Below are 18,182 nucleotides of genomic sequence, written 5' to 3'. Positions count from 1 at the left end.
CTGAGTATTAGAGGTTTTCTTCTGCAAATTCGGCCAGTCGGCTACGCTCAATGCCATTCACATGCATGATACTGGCATACTTAAAAGGTTTGGATTTTTCCACTAAGTAGGTGAGTCCCGAGGTTAATGGCGTAATGTACTTATTATCAATTTGCGCTAAGTTGCCCAAGACAATGATTTTGGAGTTACTGCCAATTCGAGTCACAATGGATTTGAGTTGAAATTGCGTTAATCCTTGTGCCTCATCTACAATAATAAGGGCATTATTAAAGGATCGACCTCGCATAAAGTTTAAAGATTTAAATTGAATGTTGGCTTTCTGTTTGACGTAATCAATGCTGCTAATGGAGTGTTCATCTGCGCCATGCAGAATCTCTAGATTGTCATCAAAGGCCGCTAACCAAGGGGCCATTTTTTCTTCTTCTGTTCCAGGTAAGAAGCCAATGTCTTCGGCCATCGGTGGTGTCGATCTTGCAACAATGATCTTATTAAAACGTTTTTCTTCCATGGTTACTTGTAAGCCATAAGCAAGCGCCAGTAAGGTTTTACCTGAGCCTGCTGGGCCTGTCATGACCATCAAATCAGAGTTTTCATGACGCAGTAAATAAAAGGCCATGGCTTGCTCTAAATTACGAGGGTGAATGCCCCAGAAGTTTTGGTTCATTAGGTGTTGTTTGTTCACGTCCAATAAATAGATATAGTCATGATCTATGTTTACGACAAAACCAATAAAATCCTCATCGTCAATGATAAACATATTTAAGTGAATGCTTTCGAGTAGTGACTTACTGATGACATGAACGGTATGACGGCCATGTGCTTCGGTTTTGACGCTGTCGACACTTGACCAAAAACTGCCTTCAAACTCAATGTAGCCCTTGGTCATTAGATCGATATCATCAAGTACCTTGTCTTTGCGATAGTCTTCGACACGCTCTAGCCCAGAGCCTTTGGCTTTTATACGCATATTGATGTCTTTGGTGACTAAGCAGACAGAGGATCTTAGGTGAGTTGCTTGTAAGCTTAGTGCAACATTAATAATGCGGTTGTCGTTGGCATGGTCATGATTGCCATTAAGAAAAGGGATGTTATCGGTTGCTGTAATCTGTTGGTCAGGGAAGATGGCCAGTGAGCCCTCGTTACTTTTTATTTGTTCGTTTGGATTCATGCCTTTGTCTAGGGTGTGGATTGGGACACCCGCCTGGAGCTCTCTTGGTGTTGCGTCACCAACGATCTTGTCTATGGTATTGATGGCAAGTCTCGCTTCACGGCTGACGTCTTTGTCGCGCCTGTCTTTGATAATGTCTAACTCTTCCAGCACCGTCATGGGAATGACGACCATGTGCTCGGCGAAAGCGTAAATGGCTAATGGGTCATGAAGTAGTACATTGGTGTCGAGAACGTAGATTTTTTCCATAGACGATAACTCCCGTAATGTGAGTGATGTTTTCTGATGAGAAAGAAACGGTTTCGAAAGAGTGGTGTTGACTTAGCAGTGGGTACGATTTTAAAAAGAAATTGGGTGTTTATAAAAAGAATGATGGAGCGATAAATGAGAGCGTAAAACTTACTTCTGCAAGCAACTGAATGGCAGATGTGAGAAAGGTAATTGTTTGGATAGTAACGATTTCTGAGCAAGCTTAACCCCACTGTCTTTATCCATACTCTAGTTAGAGTGTATGACAGTTTTGTTGTTGTTGCTTGTTTTATTTGAGTGAGTAGGCATAAAAAAAGCCGCTAATCCATAGCGGCTTTTTCAAAACGAATTAGATTTATTCGTCTAGGAAGCTTCTCAAATGCTCTGAGCGACTTGGGTGACGAAGCTTACGTAAGGCTTTTGCTTCAATTTGACGAATACGTTCACGTGTTACATCGAACTGTTTACCGACCTCTTCAAGAGTGTGATCAGTATTCATATCAATGCCGAAACGCATACGTAAAACTTTCGCTTCACGAGCGGTTAAGCCAGCTAGTACCGTGGTAGTCGACTCTCTTAGACCTTCGATTGTCGCGATATCAATAGGCGATTCAGCGCCATCGTCTTCAATAAAGTCACCTAGGTGTGAATCTTCATCATCACCGATTGGCGTTTCCATTGAGATAGGCTCTTTGGCAATCTTCAGCACCTTGCGAATCTTGTCTTCTGGCATGTCCATGCGCGCCGCTAATTCTTCTGGTGTTGCTTCGCGTCCCATCTCCTGAAGCATTTGACGAGAAATGCGATTCAGTTTGTTGATGGTTTCGATCATGTGAACCGGAATACGAATGGTTCGTGCTTGGTCGGCGATCGAACGCGTAATGGCCTGACGAATCCACCATGTAGCATAAGTCGAAAACTTGTAGCCACGACGGTATTCGAACTTATCCACTGCTTTCATAAGGCCGATGTTACCTTCTTGGATTAGATCCAAGAATTGTAGGCCGCGATTGGTGTATTTCTTAGCAATCGAGATAACCAAACGTAAGTTGGCTTCCACCATTTCTTTCTTGGCGCGACGAGCGCGAGTTTCACCAATTGAAATGCGACGGTTGATCTCTTTTAATTCAGCAATCGTTAGGCCTGTTTCTTTTGAAACGGCACGTAACTTACGCTGACTGCGCATAAATTCCGCTTCGTTTTCTTCCAGTGCAGCCGAGTAGTTTGCACTGGCAGCAATTTGCTCTTGTAGCCAATCTGGATTGGTTTCATTGCTAGGAAAACGCTTCAAGAATTCTGTTCTAGGCATGCCTGATTTACGAACACAAACCTGCATGATCAGTCTTTCTTGTTCACGAACTTTTTCCATGCGTGAGCGAACACGATCAATCAACTCGTCGAACAACTTAGGAACCAGTTTGATCGGAGCAAAAGAAATGCTTAGTTCTTCTTGTTTGCTCTTCACAACAGAATCTTGGCGATTACGCGTTTCAAGCAGTACTTTTAACTCACCATAAATGCGAGCAATTTCATTGAAACGTAGCGCGGTTTCTTCGGGATCAGGTCCGTTATCGGTTTCTTCTTCGCTTGATTCTGAATCGTCTTCTTCATCATTGCTGTCGCTGTCATCCGCTTCCTCTTCAATAGGAAGTTCTTCGGCCAGTTCTTCAAATACCGGCTCTTCACCATCGCCATCAATAAAGCCGCTGAAAATATCGCTGAGACGACCTTCTTCTTCTTGGACTTTCGCGTACGCATTGAGCAATACATCGACGGCGCCAGGGAAGTAAGAAATCGCAGCCATCACTTCACGCGTACCTTCTTCGATACGTTTGGCAATGGCGATCTCACCTGCGCGAGTAAGTAGCTCAACTGTCCCCATTTCACGCATGTACATACGCACTGGATCAGTTGTTCTTGTGATATCCCCTTCTACGGCAGCAAGGGCTGCGGCTGCTTCTTCAGCGGCCGCTTCATCTGTTGTGTCACCTTCTTCCATAAGAAGGCTTTCTTTGTCTGGAGCGTACTCGGAAACCGTGATGCCCATGTCATTGATCATGGCAATGATTTCTTCGACCTGCTCCGGGTCAGAAAGGTCATCAGGCAGGTGGTCATTAACTTCGGTAAAAGTTAAATAACCCTGTTCTTTACCTTTGGCGATCAACTCTTTAAGACGTGACTGTTGAGTGTCTGGCATTCGACAACCTATCGTTAGAAATTCAATTGAAGTTTTGCAAGCCGCATATTATAACAAAATCAATGAGTTTTATCCACTTAATCCTGCCTTATTTGAGTGATTTTTAGGCAGTTTCTATGACTTTTTCTGTCTAATTAAATCCATCAAATTTCTGAGTTCTTGCTTGGTGCTCGTATCCTTAATGGATTCATTACCTTTGTTTTTCAAGCGTTCAATGCTGTTATTTAATCCTAGGTTCCGTTCTAGGGCGGAAACCATATCGAGTACTTCTTGCTTTGCATTGGTGATTTTTTGCTTTGTTCCCGCATCTTGGTGGTTTAAAAGATCAACAATTGGTTGATGTGTGATATTTTCAGCCAATTCCCCCAGTAAGTGTCCAGCGTTTTTTTCTGGGTGTTTTGCGAAATATCTCCATATTTTGCCGAAGATTTTCAATTCGTCACTGGCCTGATTGATGATTGGATCGGGGATGTCGATGTGTTGTGCAATGTGAGGGTGAAGCAATAGACACAAAGAAGCTTGTTTTATTTTGCTTAAACTGGAAGGTGCTGGCGGAAAATAAGCCTCATCTTTTTGTTTATTAAATTTGCCTTTTTTCTTGTAGCCGGTCTTTCCAGTGTGTGATGGGTATTCGTTATTACTATAAGGTGCTGAATCGTAATCTGGATAAGGCGAAGCAGGGTAGTCGTCATAGTCATGATGAGGAGCATCATGGGCTGGATAATCATAATGCTCCGACTCACTGCTGATACTGGGGGCTTCTTTATCATAGCTGGGTTTTACCTTGGGCAGTGCTGTGTGTCCAAGTGTGTCGCTGTCGATGCCCGATTGTTCACTTAATTGTTTAATCAGGATCGAGCGGAATGTCAGTTCTTTCGGAATTTGTTGAATCATGCTCATGGCGTTACGAGCAAATTGTGCTTCCCCTTCTTCGTCGGCAAGAGTGACTTGATTTCTAGCATGATCAAACAGTACATGGGAAAGTGAAGTGCTATCTTCTAGGCGAAGGTTGAAGGCATCTTTGCCTTCTTTGCGTACTAAGGAATCGGGATCTTCTCCTTCCGGAAGAAACAAGAAGCGTAATTGTTTTTCATCCTGCATAACAGGAAGAGAGGCTTCTAACCCCCTAATTGCAGCAGAGCGGCCAGCTTTATCACCATCAAAGCACAAGATCACTTTACTCACCAATTTAAAGAGCTTGCGAATGTGCTGACTGTTAACAGAAGTGCCTAGGGTGGCGACCGCATTGGTAATACCATGTTGAGCCAATACGATGACATCCATGTAGCCCTCAACCACAATGACTTGATCTAGGCTTTGGGTGTTTTGCTTGGCTTCAAATAAACCATACAGTTCTTGGCTTTTCTGAAAGACAGGGGTTTCCGGCGAGTTTAAATATTTAGGTTTTTCGTCACCAAATGCGCGCCCGCCAAAACCAATGACACGTCCGCGAGAGTCTCGAATAGGGAAGATAATACGGTCTCGAAAGCGGTCATAATAATGTCCAGTCTGATCTTTTTTCTCGATCAGCATACCGCCACGATACAATTGTTCCTGATGCTCGGCTCTGGTGCCAACCGATTTAAGAAGGTTATCCCAACCGCTTGGCGCAAAGCCCAGACCGAACACCTTGGCAATTTGGCCGGATAAGCCGCGCTCTTTGGCGAGATAATCCGTCGCTTTGAGTTTGTCTGAATGTTCGATTAACTGGCGTTGGTAAAAGGTGGCACTTTCAGAAAGTCGTTTAAGCAGCTCAGCGTTTTGCTCATAGCGATCTGGCGCACCTTGTTCTCTTGGTACTTCCATGCCAGCGTCTTTGGCGAGAACTTCAATGGCATCAACAAAGTCGAGATGATCATGTTCCATCACAAAGGAGATGGCATTACCGCCTGCACCACAACCAAAGCAATAATAAAATTGTTTGTTGGGGTTCAAGCTAAAAGAGGGGCTTTTTTCGTTATGAAAAGGGCAAAGCGCGCTGTAATTTTGTCCGGTTTTTTTTAGGCTGATACGAGACGACACCACATCTGTTAAGTCGGTGCGAGCCAATAACTCGTCAATAAACTGATCTGGTATGCGTCCCGCCATAAACTTAGCCTAGTTGTGCTTTCACTTGTTTACTGATTTGCCCCATGTCGGCACGGCCTTGAACTTGAGGTTTTACGATGGCCATTACGGCGCCCATTTGCTGCATAGAGCTTGCACCGGTTTCTGTAATCGCCGCTTTTACGATGTCGGCAATTTCTTCGTCTGTAAGTTGGGTTGGTAAGAATTCGGAAATAATTACCAGCTCATCTTTTTCGATTTGTGCTAGATCGTCACGACCACCATCGGTGAATTGCTGGATCGAATCTTTACGTTGCTTATTCATCTTGTCCAGAATGGCAATCACTCTAGCATCATCTAATTCAATACGTTCATCGACTTCCACACGTTTGCATTCCGCTAAAATAGTGCGAATAACAGTAACACGGTGTTTTTCTTTCGCGCGCATGGCGGTTTTTAACGTATCGGAAATGTGTGCTTTTAATTCTGACATGGGGGCCTCTTGGATATTAAACAAAAAAAACGGCTAGTTTTAAACTAGCCGTTTTTATAAACCTAAACACAAGAAAGGTCTAGGTGTTTGTTTTCTAGTGGATTTGCCAAATGGCAGATCGGCCTAGTACAAACGTTGGAATTTTTTCTGCTCACGAGAAACTTTCTTAGCGTGACGTTTAACAGCAGCGGCTGCGGCACGTTTGCGAAGCGTTGTTGGTTTTTCGTAGCATTCACGACGACGAACTTCAGCCAAAACGCCTGCTTTTTCACAAGAACGTTTGAAGCGACGTAGAGCGATGTCAAATGGTTCGTTATCTTTTACTTTAACTGCTGGCATGTTTTTACCTTTAATAATCTGTTTTAAGTTTAAGTTATTCACAAAAACGGCGTGCATAATACCTCTAATTTGAGAGCATTCAAAGCGCGTTTTTGTTAGACAGAGTTGGACCAAATTACCTGGCCAATTTTTCTAACCCTGAACAGACGACATGGTTGTCTGTTGATATCTGTTTTATGTCATAGGGTGTTTGGAAGTGTTCACTTATTGAATAAGCGCCAAACGAGAAAAATCACCTGCCTTTTAATTTAAACATTGAAAACGCGCGCATTATAATGACTTTATAACACTATGTCCAGTGACATCTGCCATGCTCTGTCGTTCTAGGGTACAATGTCGGCAAATTAAAGATGAGACTGTTTTGATGAAAGTATTGGGGCTTGAAACCTCTTGTGACGAAACCGGCATTGCCATTTATGACACTGAGCATGGTTTGCTAGCGCATAAGATTTATTCGCAAATTGCGCAACATGCTGAATACGGTGGTGTCGTACCTGAGTTGGCATCACGAGATCATGTGCGTAAAACCTTGCCTTTAATCGATGAGGTATTGGTTGATGCGGGTCTCACTAAGAAAGAGCTAGATGCCGTTGCTTTTACCAGTGGGCCTGGGCTAGTTGGTGCCTTAATGGCGGGGGCGACGATTGGGCGTTCTCTGGCCTATGCTTTGGGGATTCCAGCCTTGGGTGTGCATCACATGGAAGGGCATTTATTGGCACCTATGTTGGAAGAGTCGCAACCTGAAATGCCTTTTATTGCTTTATTGGTTTCAGGTGGTCATACCCAGTTGGTCAGAGTGGATGGCATTGGAAAATATAAATTACTAGGTCAATCTCTGGATGACGCCGCGGGTGAAGCGTTTGATAAAGCAGCAAAAATGATTGGTTTACCTTATCCAGGAGGTCCGCAAATTGCGGCATTAGCGAAGCAAGGCAATGCCGCATCGGGTTTAAGGTTTCCACGTCCTATGACTGATAGACCTGGTCTGGATTTTAGTTTTAGTGGCTTGAAGACGGCATTTTTAACCGCAGTGCATGAAGCCCTTGATGATGATCGATGCGATGAACAATTTAAAGCCGATGCCGCCTTAGCATTTGAAACAGCAGTGGTAGACACCTTAGTAATCAAATGTCGCCGAGCATTGGAAAGTGAAGGCCTAAAGAGTTTAATTATCGCCGGTGGTGTTAGTGCTAATCAAAGGTTACGTGAACAATTGGAGAGCCAGCTGAAAAAGATTAAGGCGAGTGTGTTTTATGCGCGTCCAGAGTTTTGCACAGATAATGGTGCCATGATCGCCTATGCAGGAGCACAACGCTTGTTGGATGGGCAATCTTCAGAATTGAATTTATCCATTCGGGCTCGTTGGCCATTGGCTGAATTGCCACCACTAAAGGAGTCTGCAAATGTCTGATTTGGTGTTCATTGAAGGTTTGAAAGCGAAAGCGGTGATTGGTGTGTATGATTGGGAAAAAATCATTCAGCAGGATTTGCTATTAGATTTGGAAATGGAGCACGATAATCGTTTGCCAGCGGCCACCGATGACCTTAGCAAGACGTTAGATTATGAAGCCATTTCAAATTACATTTTAGCCTATTGCTTAGAGCATCAGTTTGAATTAATTGAAACCTTAGCTGAGCGTTTGTTGACAGATTTAGCTGCTACTTTTCAGTTGCAGGCGGTGCGCTTAGTGCTTCGTAAGCCGGCTGCAGTTGCTGCAGCCGATGCGGTGGGTGTGAAGCTGTATCGACGGTTTGCGCATTAGTTTTTCCCCCTCTATTGCTTTTAAGATGAATGTTAATCACTTTGGGCCAATAGAGGGGAGCTTAATGAAGACAAACTGCGAATACGTTCTCGTTTTAGAGCATCACCTAGTTCAGCGCCTGCATAGCCTTGCTTGATAAGACTGGCTGCATTGACTTTGGCGATTGTGTTTCTTAGGGTGAGCCAATCTTTTAAGTTGCTTTGGGTGACCAAGGTTAGTATTTGAATTAATTTTTCAAACGGCTGAGGCTTTTTAATGGCGTTGACCGACATGAGCCAAGCTTCCCAATTCTCCGCCGACATACAGAGTTGTTTATTTTCTAGAAAATCCCTAACTTGCTCGGCCAAGAGTTTGTATTGATTTGGGCAACGAATGTCCTGATGGAGTACTTTCAATTTTTCCAGTGGCGTGTGTCGGCAAATGAGTGCCCAGCGCTGAGTTTGCGTCAGTGACCTGAATGCCTCTTCGGGGTTGTCTTGTTCAGACCACGTTAGATTTGAAAAAAGTATTGGCATGGCTTTGGCTTCTGCCAGCACTTTGAAGAAGGTTTGTGGGTGTGCGGTTGCTAAGGCTTTTTCTAATTCTCGCCATATTCTTTCAGGACTAAGACTATTGAGTTCGCCTGAGTCGCTAATCTGTTGCATTAATGACATGGTTTCGTCAGCGACTTTAAACCCGAAGGATTGGAAACGAGCAGCGAATCGTGCCACTCGCAAGACCCGTAAGGGGTCTTCGACGAAGGCGTTTGAGACATGTCGTAACAGACGATTGTGAAGGTCTTGTTGGCCATGAAAAGGGTCGATAAGCTGGCCCTTTTCGTCTTGTGCGATGGCATTAATGGTCAGATCTCGTCGTTCGAGATCCTCTTCTAACGTGATATTAGGAGAGAAGTCACAGATAAAACCTGTGTAACCTTGGCCTTGCTTTTTTTCTCGACGTGCTAGTGCGTACTCTTCTTTGGTCTTGGGGTGAAGAAAAACAGGGAACTGTTTGCCGACTTGTTGAAAACCTTGTTGTTCAAGTTGTTCTGGTATGGCGCCTGTTACTACCCAATCCTGATCAATCACAGGAAGCTTAAGTAGGCGATCACGGATGGCACCGCCAACCAGGTACACTTGATATGACATTTATTGTTGGCCTGTCTCACATTGTTCAGGAAACATAGCGCTCCACTGACTGAAACCACCATTGAGGGAATAAACTTCTTTAAAACCTTGAGAGGCAAGGTATTCTGCAGCCCCCTTGCTACTATTGCCATGGTAGCAGCAAACGATGATGGGTCGTTCTTGGTTGGTGTTGTCGATGAAATTTTGTACGTTATCATTGTTCAAGCTGATGGCGTTTGTCATGTGACTTGTTTGGTAGCTAGCAAGATCACGGATATCTACAATGGCCGCGTTATCTTCCAGAATGGGAAGGGCGTCTGCAATATCAATACAAGTATAAGTCATGGAGTCTTCCGGTTGATTGTACAAGGCATACTAAAACGTTCTTTGTCTTCCAGTCGCAAGGCCGTTAAGCTGCCTCCCCAAACACATCCTGTATCAAGCGCATGTATATGCTTAAGTTGGGTCTTGCCCTCTAGGGCGGCCCAGTGTCCAAAGACAATGTGGCAGTCTTCGGGAACTTGACTTGGGTAACTGAACCAAGGGGCGAAACCTTTGCTCGCCGTGTTAATGCCTTCTTTTGATTTTAAGTCTAATTTGCTGTTTTGATTGCAAAATCTCATACGAGTTAGGTAGTTCGTGATGGTTCTGAGTCGATCTAAACCAACTAGATCATCCTGCCATTTGCTCGGGCTATTACCATACATGGCTGAAAAATATTCATCAACTGTGTCTGATTGCAGCTTGCCTTCTACTTCTTTCGCGAGTGCGAGTGTTTGATCTAATGTCCAGCAAGGCGGAACCCCTGCATGAGTCATGATGACATTGAGTTCGGCGTCATAATGGCAAAGAGGTTGATGTCTTAACCAATCCATTAAATCGTCACGATCACTGGCCATCAGAATATCCGTTAAGGTATCACCTTTTTTGAGCGTGCCATGGCCATAAGAAACGGCGAGCAAGTGGAGGTCATGATTGCCCAAGACAACCTTGGTTTTGTCACCTAGGGATTTTATAAAACGCAGAGTGTCCAAGGATTCGGGGCCACGATTGATCAGGTCACCAGCAAACCAAAGTTGATCGTGTTCTGGCTGATACTGGATATGTTTGAGCAATCTTTCCAGTGGTTCTAAACAGCCTTGTAAATCGCCGATAACATAGGTTGCCATAATCTTCTCAGTGAACTTTATTTGGAACAGATAGGGTGAATGGGCGTATGGGGGCGCTAAATTCGGTGCCATCGTCAGCAATGAATTGATAGCTTCCGTGCATGACACCGACAACCGTCTCAATGACGGTGCCACTGGTGTATTGATAAGAATCCCCAGGTTGTAAATGAGGGTATTCACCTATCACGCCACTGCCTTTGACTTCTTGTACTTGCTCATCGCCATTGGTAATAATCCAGTGACGAGTTTGCAGTTTAGCCGCATGAGTTCCGCAGTTTGTGATCGTGATGTGGTAAGCGAATACATAACGAGACTCATCCGGTGTGGACTGTCTGGCCAAATATTCGGTTCTAACGTCCACCACAATATCGTATTCTTCCATTTAACTTTCCTTCTCAAGAAGGTAGTTGGTGATGGCAACAAACTCTTTCACGTCTAAGCGTTCAGGGCGTAGGCTTGGATCAATGCCTAAGTGTGCAAAGTCATCTTGATCTAACACACCTTTGTAGTTGTTGCGTAATGTCTTACGGCGCTGTTGGAAGCCGATGCGTACCACATCCTCTAGCTTTTTCACGTCGGCCGTTGAGAAAGGCAGAGTTTTATAGGGTGTCATGCGAACAATGGCGGAATCGACTTTAGGCGCTGGATCAAACGATTCAGGACCAACCACGAAAAGAGAATCCACGGCACAATAATACTGCGCCATGACACTGAGTCGTCCGTACAAGTTATCACCGGGACGAGAGGCTAAGCGATCCACCACTTCTTTCTGCAGCATAAAGTGCATGTCAGTGATGCTGTTTGCTTGGCTGAGCAAATGAAAAATTAATGGGGTGGAAATGTTGTAAGGTAAGTTGCCGACAACACGGATCGTTTGTTCATCTTGTACCAACGAGCTGAAATCAAATTTCATGGCGTCCGCTTCGTGAACGGTAAGCTCAGGATAACGGAATAAATTGACTTTCAGGATCGGAATCAGATCGCGGTCAAGTTCGACAACATCCATACGCTCAGTGACACTGATAATACCTTCTGTTAAGGCGCCTTTACCTGGGCCAATTTCAACAATGCGTTGGCCTTTCTTGGGCGCAATACAGGCAACGATACGGCGAATCACACCATGATCGTGGAGGAAATTCTGGCCGAATCTTTTTCTGGCTTTATGGGGTTGTACTTTGCTCATTTAGAAAACTTTTTCGCGTTATTGGCCATATTAATGGCGTGTTGAATGGCGACGTTTAGGCTGCCATGGTTGGCGCTACCTGTGCCGGCTAAATCAATTGCTGTGCCGTGATCCACGGACGTACGAATGATGGGTAAGCCCAATGTAATATTCACAGCATTACCAAATCCAGAGTATTTTAACACAGGTAAGCCCTGATCGTGATACATGGCGAGGGCGCAGTCTGCATTCTCTAAATACTTTGGTGTAAACAGGGTGTCCGCAGGAAGTGGTCCGATTAGATCCAAGCCCTCTGAACGTAACTTGTCTAGTGCCGGGATAATAGTCTCTATTTCTTCTTTGCCGAGATGGCCGTCTTCGCCTGCATGGGGGTTTAACCCACATACTAAGATACGTGGGTGCTCGATACCAAATTTTGTCTGTAAATCTCGATGCAATGCCAGTGTTACCTTGCGAAGTGCCTCTTCTGTTATTGCAGAAGACACGTCCTTTAAAGGAAGATGGGTCGTTACCAGAGCGACTTTCATTGCCTCACTTGCCAACATCATCACCACGTGGGGTGAATTGCATTGGGCTTGAAAGAATTCAGTATGTCCGGAAAAATGCGTGCCTGTTTGACAGAGAATCCCTTTATGCACAGGAGGGGTGACAATGGCATCAAATTGCCCAGATAAACAGCCTTCTCCAGCTTGCTTTAACGTCTCCAGTACATAAGGTGCGTTGGCTATATTAAGTTGTCCAGGTTGTGCTATTTGCGCCATGGGGATGTGGATTAAACTTATTTTCCCTGGTTGATGGGCTGGCAGCTTGGAGTGGGTGGCAAGCGCTTTGATGTCAAGTTTGAGGTTGAGGGTCTTCGCTCTTGAGCGCAGTAAATCGATATCACCCAGAACCACTAAACGAGCCGCAAAAGACGACTCATTTAGTGCGCTTAAAATAATGTCTGGTCCGATGCCAGCCGGTTCACCTGAAGTGATCGCGATGATTGGGAGTGTGTCAGGTGATGCTTGCTTCATGAGGCGTTACTTGTCCTTGATGTCAATAAAGGCGTCAGCACGCAATTCGTCTAACCAATTGCCCAATACAATGTCTTGCTTTTGTTTGGTTAGGGCTTGTTTAGCGTTACTGCGTTTGACTTGATCACTGATGTCGGCTTCACGACGACCTTCCACTTGCAATATGTGCCAGCCAAATTGCGTGCGGAAAGGTTTGCTGATATGACCAACCGTTGTCTCATTCATCATGTCTTCAAAAGCCGGTACCATAGTGCCAGGGGTGACCCAGCCAAGATCACCGCCTTGCAGGGTTGAGCCTTGGTCTTCACTGTATTCTTTGGCTAATTCTGCGAAGTCGGCGCCATTTTGAAGCTTATTATAGAGTTCGTCTGCAAAGGCTTGAGTTTGCGCCATATCACGAATTTCATTGGGTCGTACCAGAATATGACGGGTTTTGGTTTGTTGTTGCAGTGTCACTGAAGCAGAGCGTTTGTCGATCACCCAAAGTAAGTGGTAACCCGCATTACTTTGCAGTGGGCCGACAAGAGGGCCTTGTTCTGCATCAAGCGCTCTGACAAACAAAGGGGGTAACTGGTTCAACGGACGCCATCCAAGGTCACCACCTTCTATGGCAAACTGGCCAGCTGATTTTGCAACGGCTTGTTGGATAAAATCCTCTTCGTTTTGAATTTGCTGGGTGATGGTATTGATCTCAGTTTTCGCTTCTTCTGGATTACTGGCTCGAATCAAGATATGACGCAGATGAATCTGGTCTTTATCTTTGGTGATGCTGGTTTCTGAGCTCATGTAATCATCAATTTCTTGTTCCGAAATGACGATACGACGCTTAATGATTTCGCGTTTAATGTTGTTGATCAGGATTTCGTGTTCAATTTGTTTACGGTAGCGACTGTAGTTTATACCTTTGCTCGCTAATACTGTTTTTAAACCTTGTAGATCAAGGTTCATATTCTTTGCCACTCCTAGAATAGCTTTATCCAAATCGGAGCTGGAGGCTCTCATGCCGATTTTTTCGGCATAGTTAGCTTGCAGGGTTTCATCGACCAATTGATTGAGGATTTGACGGTGAATGTTGTCCGTCATAATGCCGCCAGGCACTCTGTCTTTGACGATTTGAAAGCGATTTTGAATGTCGCTTTCAAGGATAGGTGTGGCATCGATGATGGCAGCGATGCCATCAATTTTGGTGGTGTCGGCCTGTACTGCTTGTAAACTAGAAAATGTTAGCATGAGGACGAAAAAAGAGAATAACTTCATGATTAATATCCGATTTTTCCTTGGTTCCAGTAGGTGTCTGCAATGCTAGTGGCGTTACTGTTGCTACGTCCAGCGGTGCTTAAACTACGTAAAATAAATTGTAAAAAGATGCCTCGATCGGCGTCATTATCATCGTCAATCCAGTCTTGATAGCTCAGTGAGACTTTTATGCAACAGTTTTCATAGCCAACACCAGACACTTGTTTGGTTGCTTCGTCATCCATGAAGTCGTAGGTGTACTGAGCGAACGCTGACCAATTTTGGTTGATTGGGAATACTGTACCAAAACTGGCTTGTTTTGCGTCATCATCCGAGTCTGAATTATTAATTGAGTACAAATAACTCAGATTAACTTTAATCCGGTCCGCTGGCGTTAGCTTAGCGACAAGTTGGGCCAGATTGATGTTATCTTCATCAGGGTCGTAATTCAGGTTGGCAGTCAGACTAAAATCAGAGCCATAATAGCTGGCAGAGGTTAACAGATTACTGTGTTTGCTATCGTCTACTGGGCTGCTGTCACTGGTAGTGCCACTAATACCAACATATCGATCCTCTAAGTAGAAGACCTGACCAGCTTTTAAAGACCACTTTTCATTATTATTTTCATCATATAGACGACTTTCTAACCCAAAACTGACTTGTTCTGTATCGCCCACTCTGTCATTGCCATTGAATCGCTCGTGGCTGAAGGCTCTAGAGTAAGTAATAGTAGACTCGCTGGCATCAAAGTCAGGGATATCCGTTTGATTTTCGTAGGGTGAGTACAGGTAGTTCAGTCTTGGCGACAGGGTTTGACGCCATGCTCCATTTTCGTTGGTGTAACGGCGCTCAAACGCTAATCCTGTGTCAAGGTAGCTGGTAATGTGTTCTAGAGATGCATCTGAATCCGTGCTGTTACTATAGTCATGCAGTTGGTAGTCTCGATATTGAGCGAATATACCTGGTGTTAAAGTTAGCCAGTCGTTACCAAAGTCAAAGCTAAGATCCTGATTTAAAACAATTCTTTCTCCATCAAAGTTGTCTTCGGCTGGATCATAAAAGTCCGTGTACTGTAATGTGGCGCTGTAATCGGTAAGGCTATTAACATTTTGGTATGAACTTTCAAAACGAGGTTTCCATTCAAAGGGCTCGTCATCCGAACTGCTTGGTGTCTGATAGGTTAAATAGGTTAACTTGTTGAAGAAGTTGCCACTGTTTAAAGACACATAAGCACTCTGCTGATAATGGTCTTTTTCACCAATAGAAGTGCTGTTGGCTTCAGGGAATTCGTTTTCTGTGGGATTGGCTTCATAAATAAAGCCGGATTGCAGATATTGGTTAAAGCGCTGACTAGAGGTTAGCTTGAGTAATATCTGATCTCCTTCATCTTGATCTGAGAAATAGGATTGCTCATAGGTTGTTTCGCCGAATGAACTTAGATGACGAAACTCAACATCGATGCCTTCGCCTTTTTCTTGAATGTATTGGGGAGTGAAGGTGGCGTCATAGTTGCTCGCTATGTTCCAGTAAAAAGGCGTGGATAGACTTAAGCCATCATTGTCTGAATAACCAAAACTAGGGAATAAAAAACCACTTTGGCGTCTGTCATCAATCGGAAAGCGTAACCAAGGCGAGTAAAAAATCGGGATGCCAGCAATGCGAACCTGAACGTGCTTGGCGGTCCCGAAGCCTGACGTTGGATTAAGCTCAATGCTGCTGCCATATAAGCTCCAACTTTCTTGATTAGGCTCACAAGTGGTAAAAAAACCTTCTTCAATGAATACGACGCCGTTTGTTTCTTGCGTTAACGATTTTGCCTCACCTCGAAATTTACTACTGTGATTTAAAAACGAGGCATTTTCAAATTCTGTGTCAGTGCTACCGTTATTGGAAATGTAGCTATTAGAGCTTCGAATCAGGGCATTGGCGGATCTCAGTGTGACATTGCCTGAAGCTTGATAATAGTCATCTGGAACACCTTCAATGGTATCTGCAGAGAGTTGAGAGTTGGGCTGAGCAATGTTAGCGCGGCCTTCTAAGTGAACAACCCCTGTTTGATCTCGGGTGATTAGATCGGCTTGAAGTTGTGTACTATTCCCTTGACTGGTTTGCCATTGATTAATGTATTGGCCTTGGCAATAGCGACCTAGCTGAGCTTTTTGTTCAGTGGTCAGGGATTCTCGAGGAGCCCAATCCCATTGATCTACTTGCCCATGAGCAAGTGGCAATATGAAAAGACCTTGAAAAAATAGGGCGTAGTTGCGTAAATGCTTAACCATGCAGGGTATACTTATTTACCAATAATTGTTGTCCGAAATCGGAGGCTGCCAATTGAGGCTCCACGTAATAAGACAAATGATAATCTATGCAGGCCCATAGGGGCTACCGATTCTGGAGAAATATCTTTATGTGGAAAATTGTGTGCGCCATTCTGGGCTATGTTTTGATGTCAAATTTCCTTGGCGCAATATTGGGGTATGTTGTTGGTAGCCTGTTGGATAGGGCCCAAAAAGGTGGTGCGTTTAATCAAGCAAAGCGAGGCAATATACGCCTTCAGCAAGAAACCTTTTTTCGAACTTTATTTTTATTGATGGGGCGTTTGGCCAAGTCGGATGGGCAGGTTTCCGAGGCGGAAATTCAACTGGCTCAGTCGGTTATGCAACGATTGCGTTTGTCTCCTGAAGCACAAGAGCAAGCTAAGCGTCTATTTAATGAAGGTAAATCGGCGAATTTTGATTTAGTGGCTGAACTGAATCATTTTAAAAGCATTGTTGGTCCTGGGGATTTAACTCGAACGTTACTAGAAGTTTTGTTGGTGTCTGCGTATGCGGATGGTCATTTCAGTATTGAAGAGAAATCCTTTGTCTCTCAAGTCTGTGCCAACTTAGGCATTAGTGTGGCGGAGTTTGACGCTTTACACATTCAAGTGAAACAGCAAGCGCACTTTAGACAGGGCTATCAATCTTCCAATAATAGTATGGGATCTAAAGACTTATTAAAGTCGGCCTATGAGGCTTTGGGGGTGACGCCGGACATGTCGGATGCTGACATTAAAAAAGCGTACCGTCGCCTAATGAGTAAAAATCACCCTGATAAGCTGAGTTCTCAAGGTTTACCGGATGAAATGATTGAGTTGGCAAAGGAGCGTACTCAAGAAATTCAATCGGCTTATGAATTAATTAAAAACGCACGTAAGTAACGGGATTGTTTAGTGAATAAAGGGGTTAAAAAAGACCTTTATTCACTTGAGGTAGTGGACGACGTTGACTAATTTGCTTGGTATTTTGTTTTAAAAAACCGCGTACTCTTTGAACTAATAACGCTTGACTGTCTTGCCCTGTAACACGATCTGGAATGGCGTCTTTTTGAATGTATTGGCCTTGAGGTTTTTCTCTCTGACGGCCTGCTTGTTGTCGCCATTGGGCAAATTGTTGGTTTCTACTTGGCTGACTTAAGTAGTAATCCAATATTGGTTGTGGTGTCTCTCTAATGAGTTGTGCGATCTGATAGCTCGACGTATCAGCTGGCGTTTGAATATCAATGAGCGCTAGGGCTTGTACGGCTAACTTGTTTTGCGCAGAAAAAGCTAAGGCATAGCTGGCGCCAGTTCGATAACCAATCAAAGCAAACTCATTAACTCCATCGGCTTTGGCTAACTCTATGGCCGCTTCAATTCGAGCAAACACAATCGCCTGATTGGCTAGACTAACAGTCTTTTCTTCAGTGCTTTCTGATGCAGGGGCTGTACTGGGTGTCTTAATGGCTTGACCACGTTTAGTGACATCAGGAACTTCTATCGACAGCGTGCACCAACTGTACTCTGTTAGCTTATCGCGCAGGGGGGCGATCGCCTCAGGCCAATCTGGGTGTTCATTATCTGAGTGTAAAAGAATGGCGCAACCTTGGGTTGAGCGAGTCTGAGATTTTTTATAGAGGGATAAAAATGGACCACCTTCGGCGTCTAATACTTGTATTTGGTGTTCAAGTTGAACTCCCTCTAATGAGGCTTTTAGCGCGTTAATTCGACTTACTTGTGGTTGTGGTTTGACGTATTTTTGTGCAGCAGGGTCAGCCGATGAAGCATCTTCTGCTTGAGCGTTGATCGCGGGGCCGAGCAACCAGCCAATCAATGTTATCTTCAGTAAGAGATGAATTTTCTGCATTGTTTTCAATACTTCTTTCGATGGCCTTGTTAAAATATCGTCTTCGACGTTTGG

17 protein-coding genes are annotated in these 18,182 nt (G+C 44.3%); 3 read left to right on the top strand and 14 right to left on the bottom strand.

The features are described 5' to 3' along the window. Nucleotides 1-7: 7 nt before the first annotated feature. From MAR181_RS14410 to rpsU, 5 genes are all read right to left on the bottom strand, one after another. Nucleotides 8-1,417, bottom strand: coding sequence for a PhoH family protein (locus MAR181_RS14410; RefSeq protein ID WP_013797333.1), 1,410 nt, complete (start codon nt 1,415-1,417; stop codon nt 8-10). 355 nt (nt 1,418-1,772) lie between these two features. Continuing rightward, nucleotides 1,773-3,614, bottom strand: a complete 1,842-nt coding sequence (rpoD, locus tag MAR181_RS14405) for an RNA polymerase sigma factor RpoD (protein WP_013797332.1) — start codon at nt 3,612-3,614, stop codon at nt 1,773-1,775. Between the two features lie 114 nt (nt 3,615-3,728). Beyond that, a complete protein-coding gene (gene dnaG / locus MAR181_RS14400) occupies nt 3,729-5,702 on the bottom strand; it encodes a DNA primase (protein ID WP_013797331.1) in 1,974 nt (657 codons plus the stop codon). A 4-nt stretch (nt 5,703-5,706) separates the two neighbouring features. Then, entirely contained in the window at nt 5,707-6,153 is a 447-nt protein-coding gene (locus tag MAR181_RS14395) for a GatB/YqeY domain-containing protein (protein ID WP_013797330.1), read from the bottom strand. Nucleotides 6,154-6,276: 123 nt separating this feature from the next. Next, nucleotides 6,277-6,492, bottom strand: coding sequence for a 30S ribosomal protein S21 (gene rpsU, locus MAR181_RS14390; protein WP_009835737.1), 216 nt, complete (start codon nt 6,490-6,492; stop codon nt 6,277-6,279). A 364-nt stretch (nt 6,493-6,856) separates the two neighbouring features. Here rpsU and tsaD point away from each other — a divergent pair, with 364 nt between their 5' ends. Together tsaD and folB are read left to right on the top strand one after the other, a co-directional pair. Then, on the top strand, nt 6,857-7,903 hold the full coding sequence (gene tsaD, locus MAR181_RS14385) for a tRNA (adenosine(37)-N6)-threonylcarbamoyltransferase complex transferase subunit TsaD (RefSeq protein ID WP_013797328.1): 1,047 nt from the start codon (nt 6,857-6,859) through the stop codon (nt 7,901-7,903). After that, nucleotides 7,896-8,255: a dihydroneopterin aldolase gene (folB, locus tag MAR181_RS14380; protein ID WP_013797327.1), complete on the top strand. Its 360-nt coding sequence runs from the start codon at nt 7,896-7,898 to the stop codon at nt 8,253-8,255. Before tsaD ends, folB begins: the two co-directional genes overlap by 8 nt. 32 nt (nt 8,256-8,287) lie before the next feature. Here folB and MAR181_RS18690 read toward each other — a convergent pair whose 3' ends face one another. Genes MAR181_RS18690 through MAR181_RS14340 form a run of 8 tightly spaced genes read right to left on the bottom strand, consistent with a single transcriptional unit; the run spans nt 8,288 to nt 16,193 of the window. Then, the gene (locus tag MAR181_RS18690) at nt 8,288-9,382 is read right to left on the bottom strand and encodes a tRNA nucleotidyltransferase/poly(A) polymerase-related protein (protein ID WP_013797326.1); all 1,095 of its coding nucleotides are present in this window, start codon (nt 9,380-9,382) and stop codon (nt 8,288-8,290) included. Further along, nucleotides 9,383-9,706, bottom strand: coding sequence for a thiosulfate sulfurtransferase GlpE (gene glpE, locus MAR181_RS14370; RefSeq protein WP_013797325.1), 324 nt, complete (start codon nt 9,704-9,706; stop codon nt 9,383-9,385). Continuing rightward, complete coding sequence (locus tag MAR181_RS14365; RefSeq protein WP_013797324.1) at nt 9,703-10,530, bottom strand: symmetrical bis(5'-nucleosyl)-tetraphosphatase; 828 nt, start codon at nt 10,528-10,530, stop codon at nt 9,703-9,705. The genes glpE and MAR181_RS14365 overlap by 4 nt, the downstream gene beginning before the upstream one ends. A 7-nt stretch (nt 10,531-10,537) precedes the next feature. Next, nucleotides 10,538-10,912 (bottom strand): Co2+/Mg2+ efflux protein ApaG, encoded by a 375-nt coding sequence (gene apaG / locus MAR181_RS14360; RefSeq protein ID WP_013797323.1) that lies wholly within the window; start codon nt 10,910-10,912, stop codon nt 10,538-10,540. Continuing rightward, complete coding sequence (gene rsmA / locus MAR181_RS14355) at nt 10,913-11,713, bottom strand: 16S rRNA (adenine(1518)-N(6)/adenine(1519)-N(6))-dimethyltransferase RsmA (RefSeq protein ID WP_013797322.1); 801 nt, start codon at nt 11,711-11,713, stop codon at nt 10,913-10,915. Then, the gene (pdxA, locus tag MAR181_RS14350; protein ID WP_013797321.1) at nt 11,710-12,729 is read right to left on the bottom strand and encodes a 4-hydroxythreonine-4-phosphate dehydrogenase PdxA; all 1,020 of its coding nucleotides are present in this window, start codon (nt 12,727-12,729) and stop codon (nt 11,710-11,712) included. Before pdxA ends, rsmA begins: the two co-directional genes overlap by 4 nt. Nucleotides 12,730-12,735: 6 nt before the next feature. After that, on the bottom strand, nt 12,736-13,986 hold the full coding sequence (locus tag MAR181_RS14345; RefSeq protein ID WP_013797320.1) for a peptidylprolyl isomerase: 1,251 nt from the start codon (nt 13,984-13,986) through the stop codon (nt 12,736-12,738). A gap of 2 nt (nt 13,987-13,988) precedes the next feature. Next, nucleotides 13,989-16,193 carry an LPS-assembly protein LptD gene (locus MAR181_RS14340; protein ID WP_245546167.1) on the bottom strand — a complete coding sequence of 735 codons (2,205 nt, stop codon included), beginning with the start codon at nt 16,191-16,193 and terminating at the stop codon, nt 13,989-13,991. A 179-nt stretch (nt 16,194-16,372) separates the two neighbouring features. Here MAR181_RS14340 and djlA point away from each other — a divergent pair, with 179 nt between their 5' ends. Beyond that, nucleotides 16,373-17,164: a co-chaperone DjlA gene (gene djlA, locus MAR181_RS14335; protein ID WP_013797318.1), complete on the top strand. Its 792-nt coding sequence runs from the start codon at nt 16,373-16,375 to the stop codon at nt 17,162-17,164. A gap of 25 nt (nt 17,165-17,189) precedes the next feature. On the opposite strand, the gene MAR181_RS14330 is transcribed toward djlA, so the two are convergent. Continuing rightward, complete coding sequence (locus tag MAR181_RS14330; protein ID WP_013797317.1) at nt 17,190-18,128, bottom strand: DUF3530 family protein; 939 nt, start codon at nt 18,126-18,128, stop codon at nt 17,190-17,192. Between the last annotated feature and the right edge of the window lie 54 nt (nt 18,129-18,182).

Source organism: Marinomonas posidonica IVIA-Po-181, assembly GCF_000214215.1.
Lineage (GTDB): Bacteria > Pseudomonadota > Gammaproteobacteria > Pseudomonadales > Marinomonadaceae > Marinomonas > Marinomonas posidonica.
This window is presented reverse-complemented; position numbering and strand designations above follow the sequence as displayed.

Coding starts and splice junctions, on each gene's coding strand:
- MAR181_RS14410 (WP_013797333.1), bottom strand. CDS start 1,417: ATGGAAAAAATCTACGTTCTCGACACCAATGTACTACTTCATGACCCA.
- MAR181_RS14365 (WP_013797324.1), bottom strand. CDS start 10,530: ATGGCAACCTATGTTATCGGCGATTTACAAGGCTGTTTAGAACCACTG.
- dnaG (WP_013797331.1), bottom strand. CDS start 5,702: ATGGCGGGACGCATACCAGATCAGTTTATTGACGAGTTATTGGCTCGC.
- rsmA (WP_013797322.1), bottom strand. CDS start 11,713: ATGAGCAAAGTACAACCCCATAAAGCCAGAAAAAGATTCGGCCAGAAT.
- glpE (WP_013797325.1), bottom strand. CDS start 9,706: ATGACTTATACTTGTATTGATATTGCAGACGCCCTTCCCATTCTGGAA.
- tsaD (WP_013797328.1), top strand. CDS start 6,857: ATGAAAGTATTGGGGCTTGAAACCTCTTGTGACGAAACCGGCATTGCC.
- MAR181_RS14395 (WP_013797330.1), bottom strand. CDS start 6,153: ATGTCAGAATTAAAAGCACACATTTCCGATACGTTAAAAACCGCCATG.
- djlA (WP_013797318.1), top strand. CDS start 16,373: ATGTGGAAAATTGTGTGCGCCATTCTGGGCTATGTTTTGATGTCAAAT.
- rpsU (WP_009835737.1), bottom strand. CDS start 6,492: ATGCCAGCAGTTAAAGTAAAAGATAACGAACCATTTGACATCGCTCTA.
- folB (WP_013797327.1), top strand. CDS start 7,896: ATGTCTGATTTGGTGTTCATTGAAGGTTTGAAAGCGAAAGCGGTGATT.
- MAR181_RS14330 (WP_013797317.1), bottom strand. CDS start 18,128: ATGCAGAAAATTCATCTCTTACTGAAGATAACATTGATTGGCTGGTTG.
- MAR181_RS18690 (WP_013797326.1), bottom strand. CDS start 9,382: ATGTCATATCAAGTGTACCTGGTTGGCGGTGCCATCCGTGATCGCCTA.
- rpoD (WP_013797332.1), bottom strand. CDS start 3,614: ATGCCAGACACTCAACAGTCACGTCTTAAAGAGTTGATCGCCAAAGGT.
- apaG (WP_013797323.1), bottom strand. CDS start 10,912: ATGGAAGAATACGATATTGTGGTGGACGTTAGAACCGAATATTTGGCC.
- MAR181_RS14345 (WP_013797320.1), bottom strand. CDS start 13,986: ATGAAGTTATTCTCTTTTTTCGTCCTCATGCTAACATTTTCTAGTTTA.
- pdxA (WP_013797321.1), bottom strand. CDS start 12,729: ATGAAGCAAGCATCACCTGACACACTCCCAATCATCGCGATCACTTCA.